The sequence below is a fragment of the Aliiroseovarius pelagivivens genome (genome assembly GCF_900302485.1).
GTDB lineage: Bacteria > Pseudomonadota > Alphaproteobacteria > Rhodobacterales > Rhodobacteraceae > Aliiroseovarius > Aliiroseovarius pelagivivens.
The window spans coordinates 2,113,153-2,127,711 of the sequence record NZ_OMOI01000001.1 but is presented as its reverse complement, the minus strand read 5'-3'; the positions used below and the strand labels follow the sequence as shown (position 1 = coordinate 2,127,711).

Annotated in this window: 15 protein-coding genes and 1 riboswitch; of the genes, 7 read left to right on the top strand and 8 right to left on the bottom strand. The window is 58.9% G+C overall.

All coding sequences use genetic code 11. From position 1 onward, the window contains the following. Positions 1-4: 4 nt before the first annotated feature. Complete coding sequence (locus ALP8811_RS10415) at positions 5-703, bottom strand: DUF599 domain-containing protein (RefSeq protein ID WP_108857041.1); 699 nt, start codon at positions 701-703, stop codon at positions 5-7. Between the two features lie 86 nt (positions 704-789). Here ALP8811_RS10415 and ALP8811_RS10410 point away from each other — a divergent pair, with 86 nt between their 5' ends. From ALP8811_RS10410 to ALP8811_RS10385, 6 genes are all read left to right on the top strand, one after another. Continuing rightward, positions 790-2,223, top strand: coding sequence for an FAD-linked oxidase C-terminal domain-containing protein (locus ALP8811_RS10410; RefSeq protein ID WP_108857040.1), 1,434 nt, complete (start codon positions 790-792; stop codon positions 2,221-2,223). A gap of 38 nt (positions 2,224-2,261) precedes the next feature. Then, positions 2,262-3,392, top strand: coding sequence for a glycolate oxidase subunit GlcE (glcE, locus tag ALP8811_RS10405; protein WP_108857039.1), 1,131 nt, complete (start codon positions 2,262-2,264; stop codon positions 3,390-3,392). Positions 3,393-3,395: 3 nt separating this feature from the next. Next, positions 3,396-4,688 carry a glycolate oxidase subunit GlcF gene (glcF, locus tag ALP8811_RS10400; protein WP_108857038.1) on the top strand — a complete coding sequence of 431 codons (1,293 nt, stop codon included), beginning with the start codon at positions 3,396-3,398 and terminating at the stop codon, positions 4,686-4,688. Positions 4,689-4,764: 76 nt separating this feature from the next. Then, positions 4,765-5,592, top strand: coding sequence for a trypsin-like serine peptidase (locus tag ALP8811_RS10395; protein WP_108857037.1), 828 nt, complete (start codon positions 4,765-4,767; stop codon positions 5,590-5,592). Between the two features lie 11 nt (positions 5,593-5,603). Further along, positions 5,604-6,410 (top strand): trypsin-like serine peptidase, encoded by an 807-nt coding sequence (locus ALP8811_RS10390; RefSeq protein ID WP_108857036.1) that lies wholly within the window; start codon positions 5,604-5,606, stop codon positions 6,408-6,410. 121 nt (positions 6,411-6,531) lie between these two features. Next, positions 6,532-6,984: an Hsp20 family protein gene (locus ALP8811_RS10385; RefSeq protein ID WP_108857035.1), complete on the top strand. Its 453-nt coding sequence runs from the start codon at positions 6,532-6,534 to the stop codon at positions 6,982-6,984. A gap of 54 nt (positions 6,985-7,038) precedes the next feature. Here ALP8811_RS10385 and ALP8811_RS10380 read toward each other — a convergent pair whose 3' ends face one another. After that, positions 7,039-7,917: a DMT family transporter gene (locus ALP8811_RS10380; protein WP_108857034.1), complete on the bottom strand. Its 879-nt coding sequence runs from the start codon at positions 7,915-7,917 to the stop codon at positions 7,039-7,041. 72 nt (positions 7,918-7,989) lie between these two features. Then, positions 7,990-8,205, bottom strand: a riboswitch (FMN riboswitch). A gap of 164 nt (positions 8,206-8,369) precedes the next feature. On the opposite strand from ALP8811_RS10380, the gene ALP8811_RS10375 reads away from it, so the two are divergent. After that, on the top strand, positions 8,370-8,741 hold the full coding sequence (locus ALP8811_RS10375; RefSeq protein WP_108857033.1) for a hypothetical protein: 372 nt from the start codon (positions 8,370-8,372) through the stop codon (positions 8,739-8,741). A gap of 48 nt (positions 8,742-8,789) precedes the next feature. Here the strand turns inward: ALP8811_RS10375 and ALP8811_RS10370 are convergent, their stop codons facing one another. From ALP8811_RS10370 to ALP8811_RS10345, 6 genes are all read right to left on the bottom strand, one after another. Continuing rightward, positions 8,790-10,268 (bottom strand): NAD-dependent succinate-semialdehyde dehydrogenase, encoded by a 1,479-nt coding sequence (locus ALP8811_RS10370; RefSeq protein WP_108857032.1) that lies wholly within the window; start codon positions 10,266-10,268, stop codon positions 8,790-8,792. 265 nt (positions 10,269-10,533) lie between these two features. After that, positions 10,534-11,091 (bottom strand): hypothetical protein, encoded by a 558-nt coding sequence (locus ALP8811_RS10365; protein WP_108857031.1) that lies wholly within the window; start codon positions 11,089-11,091, stop codon positions 10,534-10,536. Positions 11,092-11,123: 32 nt separating this feature from the next. After that, complete coding sequence (locus tag ALP8811_RS10360; RefSeq protein WP_108857030.1) at positions 11,124-12,110, bottom strand: P1 family peptidase; 987 nt, start codon at positions 12,108-12,110, stop codon at positions 11,124-11,126. A gap of 69 nt (positions 12,111-12,179) precedes the next feature. Then, on the bottom strand, positions 12,180-12,920 hold the full coding sequence (locus tag ALP8811_RS10355; protein WP_108857029.1) for an SDR family oxidoreductase: 741 nt from the start codon (positions 12,918-12,920) through the stop codon (positions 12,180-12,182). Positions 12,921-12,973: 53 nt separating this feature from the next. Next, complete coding sequence (locus ALP8811_RS10350) at positions 12,974-14,131, bottom strand: winged helix-turn-helix domain-containing protein (protein ID WP_108857028.1); 1,158 nt, start codon at positions 14,129-14,131, stop codon at positions 12,974-12,976. Beyond that, positions 14,132-14,554, bottom strand: coding sequence for an acyl-CoA thioesterase (locus ALP8811_RS10345; RefSeq protein ID WP_108857027.1), 423 nt, complete (start codon positions 14,552-14,554; stop codon positions 14,132-14,134). It abuts the gene before it with no gap. Between the last annotated feature and the right edge of the window lie 5 nt (positions 14,555-14,559).

Below are 14,559 nucleotides of genomic sequence, written 5' to 3'. Positions count from 1 at the left end.
CTGATTAGGCGTCAGGCTGCATCAGCACTGAGCGCGATTGGGACGCAAACTCGCGACGCCACAAAACCGCAAATGTAAACAGGGTTGCGCCGATCAGGCTGACTGGTCCGACCAGCCAAGCCAATGCAGCCATCGAAAAGTATACCGAACGTAGACCTCGATTGAAACTACGTGCTGCAGTGATGTTGATCTCGCCAGCCTTTTGCGCGCGGGGCAGGGCGGTCGGGTCGGCTTCATCATTGGGCACAGAAGCCATGACCACAGCGCAATACCCAAAAAGACGGTGCGACCAGACAAATTTCAGAAACGCGTTGGCCAGAAACAGGATGACCAGAAGGATTTTCACCTCCCACACCAATTCTGGCGCACTGGTTTGGGTCAGGTCGTGCGCGACACCGCGCAACCGCTCGGTATTGCCAAGCAGGGCCAGCCCGCCGCCCGTGGCGATCATTGTGGCAGAGGCGAAGAAACTTGCCCCTTGCCGCAAGCTGGACAGGATCGCGCTGTCAAAAATGCGCGGTTGGCGCGTGACGAACTGTACCATCCAGTCGCGCCGATACTGGGCCACAATTTTTGACACTGATTGTTTTTCACCCGTGGCACTTTCAATGCGCCACCCGATCGCGACCCAAGCCAGCAAGATCAAAGCGACAGCGGCCAGATCAAGCATCGAAAACAGTGTGAAACGGTCAGCAAAGGTCATGTTTCACGCATAAGCCGTTCCTAACGGTTGCTAAAGTGGAAAATTGGTTATATTTTCTTACCAATTCAGAGTCGCGGAGATATTCCATGCAGATGCCCGAACCGAACGCCAGCATTTTGTCGCGCAAAGATCATATCGTCGCGCGGCTGCAATCTGTGTTGCCGCAGGGGGCTGTCGTGCATGATCCGATCCAGACACGAGCTTATGAATGCGATGCGCTGACGGCCTATAAATGCCCGCCACTTTGCGCGGTGTTGCCGGCCTCGACCGACGAGGTGTCGGCGGTAATGCGCATCTGTCATGAAGAAGGCGTGCCCGTGGTGCCGCGTGGGGCAGGGACGTCGCTTGCGGGTGGTGCATTGCCCACCGCTGATAGCGTGATCCTTGGCGTGGCGCGTCTGAATGATGTGCTGGAAACCGACTATGACAACCGGTTCATCCGGGTGCAGTCGGGACGTACCAATCTGTCCGTGACGGGTGCCGTCGAAGAGGACGGGTTCTTCTATGCTCCTGATCCCTCGTCTCAGCTGGCTTGTGCGATTGCTGGAAACATCGCGATGAACTCGGGCGGAGCGCATTGCTTGAAATACGGCGTGACCACCAACAATCTGATGGGCGTAACCATGGTTATGGCCGATGGCGAGGTGGTCGAAATCGGTGGCGCGCATCTGGATTCCGGCGGGTTGGACCTGCTTGGACTGATTTGCGGATCCGAGGGGCAGCTTGGCATCGTGACCGAAGCCACTTTACGCATTCTGGCCAAACCCGAAGGGGCACGACCTGTTCTGGTTGGGTTCGATAGTAACGAAGTTGCGGGCCACTGCGTGTCCGACATCATCAAATCCGGCATTCTGCCCGTCGCGATCGAGTTTATGGATCGCCCCTGTATTCGTGCGACCGAGGCCTTTGCAGGTGCAGGCTATCCCGATTGCGAAGCGCTGTTGATCATCGAGGTCGAAGGATCGGACACCGAGATTGACGACCAACTATCGCGCATTGTTGAAATTGCCAAACGTCACAACCCGGTGGAAGTGCGTGAAAGTAACTCGGCCGAGGAAAGTGCGAAGATCTGGCTGGGCCGCAAATCTGCTTTTGGCGCGATGGGGCAGATCAACGACTATATGTGCCTGGACGGCACCATCCCGGTGTCCGAGCTACCCTTGGTGCTGCGCCGAATTGGCGAGATGAGCGCAGACTATGGGCTGGATGTGGGCAACGTGTTCCACGCGGGTGACGGAAACATGCACCCACTGATCCTATTCGATGCCAACAAACCCGGTGACCTCGAGAAATGCGAAGCCTTTGGCGCAGACATTCTGCGTCTGTGCGTCGAGGTCGGTGGTTGCCTGACCGGTGAACACGGTGTGGGCGTCGAGAAACGCGACTTGATGGTGTCGCAATATGATGATGCCGATCTGGAAATCCAGTTGCAGGTCAAGGACGTGTTCGATCCCAATTGGCTTCTGAACCCGGCCAAGGTTTTCCCGCTGGACGCCACTGAAACCCGACGCGCCGGATAAGGGCTCTGCGCCTCCGCCGAGATATTTGAGACGAGAACATGAGCAATACTCCGACAAGCGAACAAAACCTGTCCGACTTGATTCAAGCGGCAGAGGGACCGATCCGGATCTTGGGGGGCGGTACACGTGATATTGGCGCGCCGGTTGATGGAACGCTGGTTTCCACGGCTGGTCTGTCGGGTGTGACACTCTATGAACCGGGCGCGCTGACTCTTGTGGCGCAAAGCGGAACGCCGCTGGAAGAAATATCCACGCTTCTGGTCAAGGAAGGCCAGCGGCTGTCTTTCGAGCCTTCCGATCTGCGCGGGCTTTTGGGCACCTCAGGTGCATCGACCATCGGAGGGGTGGTAGCGACCAATGCCTCAGGCCCGCGTCGCGTTCAGGTCGGGGCCGCGCGGGATTTCTGCTTGGGTGTGCGCTTTGTCGACGGCGCTGGGCGCGTGTTGAAAAACGGCGGCCGCGTCATGAAAAACGTGACGGGCTATGATCTGGTCAAGCTCATGGCCGGTAGCTGGGGCACGCTGGGCGTGATGACCGAGGTTAGCCTGAAAGTGATGGCCATTCCTGAAACCGAAACCACGTTGGTCGGCGAAGGTCAGACAGCTACGCAAGCCGTGGAAAGCCTGTCGGCAGCGCTGGGATCGCCCTTCGATGTGACCGGCGCTGCTTTCGCCGAAGGGAAGACCTTTGTTCGGATTGAGGGGCTTGAGGCCTCGGTTTCCTATCGCACTGCAGAGCTAGCCAACGGCGTGCTGGCCGGGTTCCAGCCTGTGTCAGGCGCTGCGTCGTCCGACATTTGGGCGCGGATCCGGGATGTCAGTTCTTTCGCAGATCGTGATGGTGCAGTCTGGCGAATCTCGGTCAAACCCTCGGATGGCCCTCGTTTGGTGGCTACGCTGGAAGACCTTGCGCCCGACGCGATCTATGACTGGGGCGGTGGCCTTGTCTGGCTGCACGTTGCGGATCAGGCTGATGCCGGGGCCGCGCGTGTGCGGGCCGAGCTGGCAAAGCTGGGTGGTCATGCGACCTTGGTCCGTGCCCCTGCAGAGGTGCGCGCGGCCATCCCCGTGTTCCAACCCGAACCCGCCCCGATTGCCGCCCTGACCCGCGGTCTTCGTCAGAAATTCGACCCGCGCGGGATCCTTAATCCCGGCCTGATGGGAGCCTAAGCCATGCAGACCCATTTCACGCCCGAGCAGTTGAAAGACCCTGCTATCAAACGCGCGAACGAGATCTTGCGGTCTTGTGTTCATTGCGGGTTTTGCACCGCAACCTGCCCCAGCTATCAAGTGCTGGGCGACGAGCTGGACAGCCCTCGGGGGCGGATCTATCTGATCAAGGATATGCTAGAGGCCGGGCGCCCTGCCGACAAGAAAACGGTCGAGCATGTGGACAAGTGCCTGTCCTGTCTGGCCTGCATGTCGACCTGCCCGTCGGGCGTGCACTACATGCACCTGATCGACCATGCCCGCGCGCATATCGAAAAGACGTATAAGCGGCCTCTGTTTGACCGGCTACTGCGCTGGACGCTGGCGCAAGTGATCCCCTATCCAGGTCGGTTCCGGCTGGCGATGCACGGCGCACGACTGGCGCGCCCCTTGCGCAAGTTCATGCCTGATCCCCGTCTGGAAGCGATGCTGGAAATGGCTCCGCCGAAACTGCCGCGCAAATCCGCCAACGACGCGCCGCAGGTGTTCCCCGCGAAAGGGGAGCGCAAGAAACGTGTGGCTCTGCTGACGGGCTGTGCTCAGAAGGCGCTGGATACGGACATCAACGATGCCACGATCCGCCTTTTGACCCGGCTCGGCTGTGAGGTCGTCGTGGCCAAGGGTATGGGCTGCTGTGGAGCTTTGACGCATCACATGGGCAAAGAAGATCAAAGCCACGCGCAGGCGGCGGCGAATATCAACGCGTGGATGCGCGAAAAACGCGGCGAGGGGCTGGATGCCATCGTGATCAACACCTCGGGCTGCGGCACCACGGTGAAGGACTATGGCTTCATGTTCCGCAATGACGCGCTGGCAGAAGACGCGGTGGCTGTGTCGGGCATGGCGAAAGATATCAGCGAGCTTTTGATGACGCTGGATCTGCCTGAGGCGAAGATGGAACTTCGGGTGGCCTATCACTCGGCCTGTAGCCTGCAGCACGGGCAGCAGGTGAAAACCCACCCAAAAACGCTGCTGAAACAAGCGGGGTTCGAGGTGGTCGAGCCTGCCGACCCGCATCTCTGCTGTGGCTCGGCAGGGACGTATAACCTGATGCAGCCCGAAATTTCGAAAGAGCTGCAGAAGCGCAAGGTGGCCAATCTGGAAGCCAAAACGCCGCAGATTATCGCGGCGGGCAATATTGGTTGCATGATGCAGATCGGATCGGGCACGGACATCCCCGTGGTGCACACGGTCGAGCTGCTGGACTGGGCAACCGGCGGCCCAAAACCGCGCAAAATACAACCGGCAGCGCATTAATCCTTTCGTAACTGACTGTTTTCGCCTTACATATAGCGCAAAGGGCAGAAAAACTGCCCCGACTAGGCAGTAAACTATGAAGTATCTTGTGGCATTCCTGTTGGCCGCATTCTTGCTGGCCGGACCTTTGGGGGCATCCGATCCCTCGCCTTTGCGTACCCTGATGACAGGGGATGACAGCAAGGGTTGGGAAGCCGTGGGGCGGTTGAATATCGGCGGCGGAAGCTTTTGTACCGGGTCTTTGATCGACGAGAACCTCGTTTTGACGGCTGCGCATTGTCTCTATGACCGGGACAGCGGAGAACGCTTTAAACTATCTGAAATCGAGTTTCTGGCCGGTTGGCGTGGTGGGCGGGCCTCGGCCTATCGCGGTGTGCGTCGCGCTGTCGTACACCCGGATTTCGAATTCACCCCATCAAGAGGCCCAACACGTGTGGCAAATGATTTGGCGCTGCTCGAGCTGGATACGCCGATCCGAAATATGTCGGTCAAACCTTTCAAGACCTTCTCGCGTCCACGCAAAGGGGCCGAGGTCGGCGTTGTGTCCTATGCGCATGATCGCATGGAAAGCCCATCGCTGCAGGAAACCTGCAAGGTGCTGGCCCGTCAGAGTGGTACTCTGGTTCTGAGTTGCACCGTTGATTTCGGCTCGTCAGGCGCGCCGGTGTTCATCATCGAAGGCGGCGAGCCGCGTATCGTTTCGGTGATCTCGGCCAAGGCGATGGTACGGGATATTCCGGTGTCCTTGGGGACCGATCTGGAAACGCCTCTTGCCGAAATGTACGAGATGCTGGCGACGGACAATGGGGTGTTCACGCGAGTTGAAACCGTAAGACCCCCAACGGTGCGCCAATTTGGCTCCGGCGCGGCTGGACCCGGAGGGGCCAAATTCGTGCGCCCGTGACCTTAAAGCCCATGAAACATGTTCTTGCCCTTTTTGCTGGGCTTCTGCTTTTGACACAGCCGGTTGAGGCACAGGAAAGTGGGTCGCTGAAACGGCTTACCCTGCGCAGCGATCTTCTGGGGTTCGAGGCAGTGGGGCGGTTGGACATACCCGGCGGGTTCTGTTCTGGCGCATTGATTGCCAGTGATCTTGTCCTGACGGCGGCCCATTGTCTGGAAGATGCCGTCGCGGCTGGATCGCTTGACAAGGTGACATTCTTCGCTGGTTTGCGTGACGGAGAGTTCGTCGAAACAAGCGCGGCCAAGCTGGCTGTGATGCATCCAAAGTATGACACAGGCTCAGACGCAGATTTTCGAAACATTCGATACGATATCGGTCTTGTGGTCCTTGAATCGCCAATCGCGACGGCCACCGCGGCCCCGTTTGCAGTCGAAGCGCTGTCCCGGAGTGAACAAGAAATTTCGGTTGTCAGTTATGCCCAGGGCCGGGCCGAAGCTTTGTCTCGGGAAGGTCGCTGTTCCGTGATCGATCGAGATCGCGATCTGATCGCATTCGATTGCGATATCTGGTTCGGATCTTCAGGCGCGCCGGTGTTCAATACCTCGGGTCGGCGTCCGCGGATCGTGTCCGTGGTGTCTGCCGTAACCAATTACCGGGGGCAGAAAGCCGGGCTTGGCATGATGCTGCCCGCGCGTCTGGCCGAAGTAAAACAGGCGCTTCGCGCGGGGCGAGGTGTGGTTGGCGGAACCGAAGTGAACTCGCGGCGCATCGGTGTCGGAGACCGTACCAATTCCGGGGCCCGTTTCGTCAAACCCTGAGGGGCTTGAACAGACCAAATCCAGACATATCTTTAGTCTACGGATGCCGCCGGGCGGGTCCGTGAACTGCCTGTCCCAACTGGGAAGGCCCCACATATGTCGCTTTGTGAAAGGACACCAAATGCGTAATTTTGATATGTCGCCCCTGTACCGCGCCACCGTTGGCTTTGACCAGATTGCCGACCTGATGGACCGGGTTCTGACCAATGATGTCAGCCGCGACAGCTATCCCCCGTATAACATCGAGAAAACAGACGAAGACGCTTGGCGCATCTCGGTCGCCGTGGCTGGGTTCACCGAAGACGAGCTCTCGGTCGAGCTGCGCGACAAAGCGCTGTTTGTCTCGGCCAAGAAGGCCAACGAAGAAGAACGCACCTATCTGCACCGTGGCATTGCCACCCGCGCGTTTGAGCGTCGCTTCCATCTTGCCGATCACGTCCGTGTCTCGGGTGCGGTCCACGAAAACGGAATGCTGCATATCGACCTGCTGCGCGAAGTGCCCGAAGCACTGAAACCGCGCCGGATCGAGATTGCCGGAAAAAATGATGTCGAGGCGAAGGCGATCGAAGCCTAATTCGACAGACCACTTACAACGAAGGGCGCGGCATGTTCCGCGCCCTTCTTTTGTTTAGGCCGCTTGGCGTCGCTCTTGCTCAAGTAGCCAAAAACTGGCCGCCATGATGATCGCTGTGCCGATCCACATGGACCCGGTGGGCAGGAACCCAAACACTACGAACCCCAGCACCACGTTGAACACCAGTTTCAGGTGATCAAACGGCTGCAAGAAGGCCGCATCCGCCAAGGAGTAGGCGCGGGCAAGCACGTGTTGCGCAAAGGCCGTCAAAAGCCCAGCACCCACCACCAGCCAGATCGCGTTCGATGGCAATGTGAACCCGGTGCTCAGCGCCAGCCCGGCGTTGATGGGGCTGAGGAGCAGCAGCAGATAGATGGTGATCGTCTCGGTGCTGTCGCGATGGGTCAGGAACTTCGTCACGACCGAGCTGGACGCCCACAGCGCCGCCGCGCCTACAGGCAGAAGGGCGGTAAGTTGGAAATGGTCGGACCAAGGCTCCAAGATGATCGCGCCGCCGATGATGCCGAGCAAGACCGCGCCCCAACGGTGGACCGAGACATGCTCGCGCAGCACAAGTCCTGCGCCCAAAGTCACAAAGAACGGCGACAACAAGATCAGCGCAATCGCCTGCCAGATCGGCACATGCGCAAGGCCAAGCGTCCAAAGCTGCACACCGCCTGCCGCCAAGGCGACGCGCAGAACGTGCAGCCAGACTTGCCCGGTTTTCATCACCGCCGCACGGTGGCGAAACACCCATGGCAGGTAAAAGCCAAGCGCAATCAGATATTGCCAGAAGGTGACGGCAGGGGCGGATGCGCCCTTGCCCATGGTTGCCGATTGCAACCCGGTATTGACCAGCGCAAACGTCGCGCCCGCCAAGACCATAAGCCCGGCGGCTTTCACCGGCTGGGTCAGAAATGTGTTATGAGTCATGCGAGTTGTCCTTTCTTCCTTACGCAGTGACCCAAGGCAGAAGGACAGGGCACACGGATCCCGTGCACCCCAACCCATTCTCTTCCATCCGGACTTTAACCGTCGGCTCCGGAGTTACACCGGATCTGCTGTCACCCCACAAAGAGGCCGCTCGCGGGCTTTGTTTTTTGTGCGGCTCAACGGCCTCGCAATTCAAACTAAGTGTGTTTGATTTGCGAGACACACAGATGTGACTCCGCAAAAAAACTTACCGCCGGTGGGGAATTTCACCCCGCCCTGAGAATGTCACCACCCCGGCTGGGGCAGCGATGGGGAACGTAGGGTGGGGGAGGGGGAGGGTCAAGAGCGCACACGACAAGCTAAGTTTCGGTGCCTTTGTCGGTTGCGCTTGAGTCACGTTTCAATCAACTTAACCGGGCAAGAACTCAGCGCCGAGCAAACAAGGACGCCAAGTGTATAAGACTAAAACTAATTGGATTTACGTCGTCGCAATACCGATGATCGCGCTCGGCATCATGATGTTCAAAGGTGCCGTTGATCAACAGACGCTCTTTCCATTGAAAAGGGACGCGTTTAGTGCCGGGCTTTTGTATTCTGGCTTGATCGTCGTTTTCAGTGCACTTGTTTTCGATTCGAAGAACATCGCATCCGCTTGGGTGGTAAACGCAATAGCGCTGTTGCTGCTATCTATTACAGCGGTGGATATGTCTGGATTTGATGGACTAGCTGACTTTTGGGCCGATGCTGGGCTTAAGACCTACGGATATTTGATCTTCCTAGGTTTTGTGATCAGGATTGCCCTTTATTACGACAAATCAGAATAGAAAACGGAGGGTCGCCCCTCCGTTTTCCTGTTCATCCTGCAGGTCAGATCAGACCGACATGCAGATGTATTTCATCTCAAGGAAATCCTCGATCCCGTGGCGCGAGCCTTCGCGGCCAAGGCCCGACTGTTTCACGCCGCCGAACGGTGCGGTCTCGGTCGAGATGATGCCGGTGTTCACACCGACGATGCCGTATTCCAGCGCCTCGGCCACTTTGTAAACGCGGCTTAGGTTGTTGGCGTAGAAATAGGATGCCAGACCGAAGATCGTGTCATTCGCCTGCGCAATCACGTCGTCTTCGTCCTTGAATTTGAACAGCGGCGCCATCGGGCCAAAGGTCTCGTCCGTGGCGACGTCCATGTCGCGGGTGGCGTTCTTGATGATGGTGGGCTCAAAAAACAGACCGCCTTTTTCGTGCTCTTTACCACCAAGGATAACCTCGCCACCTTTCGAGGTCGCATCGGCCACATGCTCGCGCACTTTGTCGACGGCAGCATCTGAAATCAGCGGGCCAAGGGCGATGCCTTCGTTCAGGCCGTCACCAACGGGCAGGGCAGATACGGCTTTGGCGAAACGTGCGGCGAAATCGTCATAGACGCCTTCCTGCACATAGATCCGGTTGGCACAAACGCAGGTCTGGCCGTTGTTGCGGAACTTACAGGCAATCGCGCCTTCAACGGCAGCATCCAGATCGGCGTCGTCAAACACGATGAAGGGTGCGTTGCCGCCCAGCTCCATCGAGCATTTCAGCACCTGATCAGCGGCCTGACGCAGCAGGATACGACCCACGTTGGTCGAACCAGTGAAGGTCAGTTTGCGCACCAGCGGGTTCTCGCAGAACTCTTTACCAATGTCCGAGCTGCGCGAGCTGGGCACGATGTTGAAGACACCCGCCGGAATTCCCGCGCGTTCGGCCAGAACCGCAAGGGCGGTGGCGGACAAGGGGGTCAGCTCTGCAGGGCGACCAACAAAGCCACAGCCTGCTGCAATCGCAGGACCACATTTGCGGGTGATCATCGCGTTGGGGAAGTTCCAGGGCGTGATCGAGGCAACAACCCCGATCGGCTGACGGATCACCATCAGACGCTTGTCGGGCTGGTGGCCAGGAATGGTCTCACCATAGATGCGTTTGGCTTCTTCACCGAACCACTCGATGAAGCTGGCACCATAGGCGATCTCTCCAGTGGCTTCGGCCAGGGGCTTGCCCATTTCAGCGGTCAGGATGGTGGCAAGATCGCCCTGGTTTTCCATCATTAGGTTGAACCACTTGCGCATGATGTTGGCGCGGTCTTTCGCGGTGCGTTTGGCCCATTCGCGGCCAGCCTTGTCAGCCGCTTCGATCGCACGGGCAACTTCTGTGCGGGACAAGTCCGCAACTTGTGCGATCACATCACCGCGCGCCGGATTGGTCACTTCAAATGTTGCGCCGTCATCAGCGTCGACCCATTCGCCGTTCACATAGGCGCGGGTTTCGACCAGCGACGGGTCTTTAAGAAGCTTCTTCAGCTCGGTTGCATTTGCGGCCATGTTTGTGTCTCCCAAGTCGTGTCTTGCTAGGTAATCCATTGCATGATCACCAGTTAGTTAACAAGGCAATAAATTTCAGAGGGTGTAAACCCCGGCTTCGACTCGGGCATAGCCCAAAGGCGTGTGAAATTCATCCCGTTTGGTGTCTGGATTTGATCATTTTTGGAAACTGGCTGTATAGGAGCGTCATTCCCGCGCAACATTCTTCCAAAAAGGAGGGAGTGGGCAGGGAATCTGCCCACTTCCGTGGTTGCTTACGCAAGGATCAGCGCCCGAAATCTTCCAGCCCGCGATGATCGATTTCGGCCAGAACGGATTTCATCGTTTCCACATCCGCACCCGAGGCCTGGATTAGGATCCGCCCATCCACGATACCCGACAATTCACCATCTTGGTTGAGGTATTTCAGACGCCCCACACGCTCCAGTTTTATGCCCATCAAGCTGGCATTGGCCATCATGCCGGACAGCGCACCCACCATGGGATTGTCCGCCATAATGGTGATCGTGAAGCTTTCAGTGTCGTTGCTATAGGTCGCTTCGGATCCTGACCCGCCGCCAAAGATCGACATGCCGGTGCTGACATCGTTCGAGATCTCTCGTGTCCAGCCATCGGGCGCCTCAGGCAGGAACTTTTCCAGATCAGCGGTCTTCATTTCCTGCATTAGCTGCTTGGCAAATTCCAACTCTTCCAGCGCATAGGACAGGTCGCCTTCTTCGTAAGCACTGAGGGCGGATTTAAGCGTGTCGGTAACCTCGTCTGCATGGGCAAACCCCGGGGTCAGAAGTGTGGCGGCAAGCGCCAATGTACGAAAATAGGACATGCGTCCCTCCTTATCGAAATGGGCAAAGCCCGTCATGAAAACTTGTCTGCCCAAGTAGGCAAGGTGTCACCCGGATGGGGACGCGCCGCATGAACGCCGCGGGCCACAGCACGGGCCAGACAGGTGGCGGCGGCATGGCCCAGTCTGAGCGCATCAAAGCCCGGATCGGACAAGGCGATTTTCCCTGTGGACGCCGCAAAGATCAGATCTCCGTCAAACGGCGTGTGGCTGGGGTGAATTGCCCGCGCCATGCCGTCATGGGCGGCCGTCGCCAGCCGTGTGGCTTGCGCCTGATCCAGATCCGCATCTGTGGCGATGATCGCGATGGTCGTGTTCTCGCCCAGTTGCGCTTCGGGACGCGGTTCAAAGCTGGGGTCATGCGTCCCCATACCACGCGCGCCGAACTCACCGCCCATCTCCCACGGGGCGGCCCAGAACGCGGGCCCGTCGCCCATCGTGACCGACCCCAAAGCGTTCACGGCCACCAAAGCGCCCACGGTTACGCCATTATCCAAAACCAGTGAGGCCGACCCAATCCCACCCTTCAGCCCGGCCGTCGTCGCGCCGAACCCGGCACCATGGCTGCCAATCTCGAACGCATCCGACGCGGCCGAATAGGCGGCACGTCCAAGTCCCTTGTAAGGGTTTTCAGCCCAGCCCTTGTCACCGCCGTTCAGAAGGTCAAACAGGATGGCGCCTGATACGATGGGCACATGCTGATCCCCCACTTGGAACCCGCGCCCTTGCTCGCGCAGTGCATCCGCCACACCAGATGCCGCATCCAGCCCAAAGGCCGACCCACCTGATAAAACCAAGGCATCCACCTGCTGTACCAGCTTGTCCGGCGCCAAAAGATCTGTTTCACGCGTACCGGGCGCACCTCCCATGACGTGTACGCCTGCAGTGAAGGGCGCGTCTCCGACCAACACGGTCGCGCCGGTCTTGATCACAGCGTCATCGGCATTGCCCACACGCAGTCCAGTTACATCTGTGATCAGGTTCTTCGGTCCCGGTTTCATCGCACCCTCATTTTCTTACCAAAAAATATCCCACGGGGGTTTGGGGGTGTGAAACCCCCAATTGATACGTCAAATACAGCGCCCGCCATCCACTTCCATGGCGACGCCGGTCACCATGCTGGCCTCATCCGAGCACAGGAAACAGGCGGCATTTCCCATATCCTCGGGCGTGGAAAACCGGCCAATGGGAATGGACGCGATAAACTTCGCGCGCATCTCTGGCGTGTCTTCGCCCATGAAGCTGGACAGTAGTGGGGTTTCGCCCGCGACCGGACAAATGGCGTTCACGCGCACCCCATGCGGGGCCAGCTCGACCGCCATGGCCTTCGTCGCGGTGATCATCCACCCCTTCGAGGCATTGTACCAGTTCAGGTTCGGGCGCGGGCTGAGGCCTGCGGTCGAGGCCACGTTCAACACCGCCCCCGTGCCCGCCGCCTTCATCCCCGGAACGAAATAGCGGGCGGTCAGATAGACGGATTTGGCATTCACGGCCAACACGCGGTCAAACTCGCCCTCATCGACCTCTTCCATCGGTTTGGGTAGATGGGTGATGCCTGCGTTGTTCACCACGATGTCCACGTGGCCCCACAGCTCATGCGCCGCGCGCGCCATCTGGGCCACGCTGTCACCCGAGGAGACATCCACATGATGCGCCACCCCGTTGACGTCTGCGGCGACCTCGCGGGCCAATTCGTCGTTCAGATCAGCGACCATCACCCGCGCGCCCTCGGCCGCGAATTTGCGTACGATCCCAGCACCAAAGCCCGATGCGCCGCCGGTTACGATGGCTGTTTTGTCTTGAAGCCGCATGTCCATCTCCTGATTGCAGGATCAGCTTGCGCCCATTTCCGGCCATGCGCAAGTCAGGCGCGCGCCACCTGCCATGTGGTCGCAGACAGCCCAGCGAACTTTGCGAAACGTGTAAGCTCGGCATCCAGTTTGGCGTGACGTGCGGCGCCCCAGCGTGTGCCCGGTTCAGGCCAGAAACCGATGACGGACAATTCGCCCGCCTTGCGATCCGCCTTAAGCTCGATCCGACCCACGAAGCGGTCACCCTCCAACAGCGGATAGACGTAATAACCCCAACGGCGCTTGGCCTTCGGCACGAACATCTCGTTGCGGTAATCAAAACCGAAGAGCTTTTCGAGCCGCGCGCGATCTCGTATCGCGGGGTCAAACGGGTTCAGGATACGCAGGCGCGAGGTGGGAGCGTCCAAGGCGGCCAACCGTGTCTCGATATCTTGTGGAGCGAGGGCTGCATAGCTTCCGCCATTCGCTGTGCCGACCTCGACTGGAATCAGTGATGCGTCCTCGCACCACGCCTTTGCCTCGCGCGCGGTCATGGCGTCCCAGAAGCGGCCGATTTCACCCGTTGTGCCGAAGGATAGCCGGTCCAACGCACCACGACACAGCCAGTCGACGGCCTGCGCCTCCGAGGCCGGGTCATGTGAGGGAAACACCCGCTCGCCCAGATCATAGAACTTAACGAAATTCTTGCGGTGGCAGGTGGCCAATTCCCCCGCATACCACATCTGGTCCAATGCCTTTTTGTGCGGAGGCCGCGCCCACATTTCGCGCTTGTCGACCTTGGTGTCGAAAGCATGGGTAGACAGGGCGCCTTCGCGTGCGATCCGATCACGGATCTCGGCGATTTGCGCTTTTCCAAGCCCGGATTGGTACCATTCCGACCGCCCCATATATTCGCCCAAGCGGTCGAACTGACGTCGCCAATAGGGCAGTACGCGCACGTCGATCAAACTGGCATCATGGGTGAAATGCTCGAACAACGCACGGTCGGACAACTGCGTCCAGATCGCGCCCTCGCGGATGTTTTGATTGCGGCTCCACAGGATGTGGTTGTGCGCGCGGGTGACGTTGCGGATCGTGTCGATCTGCACGAAGCCCAGTCGCCAGATCATGTCCTGCAGATCAACCGCACCGGTCGGCGTGGCCGCCAACAGGTTGGTGGACAGCCAGAGATGCCGCGCCTGCCGGTTCGGGATCCTCAGCGCGGCCCCCATTCAGACCTCGACCAGAAAGGCTTGCATTTGGGCCTTCAGATCTTCGTCGATCACAGTGGCCTTGCGGGCCTCAAGATCCATCAAAACGCATTTTGCAGTCACGTCGAACAGCAGCTCGTCATCCGTGCCGCGATACATCCAGTGTTGGAAGGTCGCGGAGCGGCGGCCAACCTCTGCGATGCCGGAACGCATATAAACCCATTCGCCCGCCAAAACCTCGCGGTGATAGGTGGCGTCGGAATGGACCATGGCGAAGGCCTGACGGCGCCCGCCGGTCAGTTGGTCATGTCCCAACCCAAAGGCCGTCATCAGGCCCAGACCCGCATCCGAGACGCAGCCGAAATAGCGGCTGATGTTCATATGCCCCAGCATGTCGCAATCAGTTGGGTCGATCACCCGGCGGAAGGTTTCGATGATGGCCATTGGGC

Excerpts from the sequence above, each read along its gene's own strand:
- ALP8811_RS10380 (WP_108857034.1), bottom strand. The coding sequence starts at position 7,917 with ATGACTCATAACACATTTCTGACCCAGCCGGTGAAAGCCGCCGGGCTT.
- ALP8811_RS10395 (WP_108857037.1), top strand. The coding sequence starts at position 4,765 with ATGAAGTATCTTGTGGCATTCCTGTTGGCCGCATTCTTGCTGGCCGGA.
- ALP8811_RS10385 (WP_108857035.1), top strand. The coding sequence starts at position 6,532 with ATGCGTAATTTTGATATGTCGCCCCTGTACCGCGCCACCGTTGGCTTT.
- ALP8811_RS10410 (WP_108857040.1), top strand. The coding sequence starts at position 790 with ATGCAGATGCCCGAACCGAACGCCAGCATTTTGTCGCGCAAAGATCAT.
- ALP8811_RS10350 (WP_108857028.1), bottom strand. The coding sequence starts at position 14,131 with ATGGGGGCCGCGCTGAGGATCCCGAACCGGCAGGCGCGGCATCTCTGG.
- ALP8811_RS10370 (WP_108857032.1), bottom strand. The coding sequence starts at position 10,268 with ATGGCCGCAAATGCAACCGAGCTGAAGAAGCTTCTTAAAGACCCGTCG.
- ALP8811_RS10345 (WP_108857027.1), bottom strand. The coding sequence starts at position 14,554 with ATGGCCATCATCGAAACCTTCCGCCGGGTGATCGACCCAACTGATTGC.
- ALP8811_RS10415 (WP_108857041.1), bottom strand. The coding sequence starts at position 703 with ATGACCTTTGCTGACCGTTTCACACTGTTTTCGATGCTTGATCTGGCC.
- glcE (WP_108857039.1), top strand. The coding sequence starts at position 2,262 with ATGAGCAATACTCCGACAAGCGAACAAAACCTGTCCGACTTGATTCAA.
- ALP8811_RS10355 (WP_108857029.1), bottom strand. The coding sequence starts at position 12,920 with ATGCGGCTTCAAGACAAAACAGCCATCGTAACCGGCGGCGCATCGGGC.
- ALP8811_RS10390 (WP_108857036.1), top strand. The coding sequence starts at position 5,604 with ATGAAACATGTTCTTGCCCTTTTTGCTGGGCTTCTGCTTTTGACACAG.
- ALP8811_RS10365 (WP_108857031.1), bottom strand. The coding sequence starts at position 11,091 with ATGTCCTATTTTCGTACATTGGCGCTTGCCGCCACACTTCTGACCCCG.
- ALP8811_RS10360 (WP_108857030.1), bottom strand. The coding sequence starts at position 12,110 with ATGAAACCGGGACCGAAGAACCTGATCACAGATGTAACTGGACTGCGT.
- glcF (WP_108857038.1), top strand. The coding sequence starts at position 3,396 with ATGCAGACCCATTTCACGCCCGAGCAGTTGAAAGACCCTGCTATCAAA.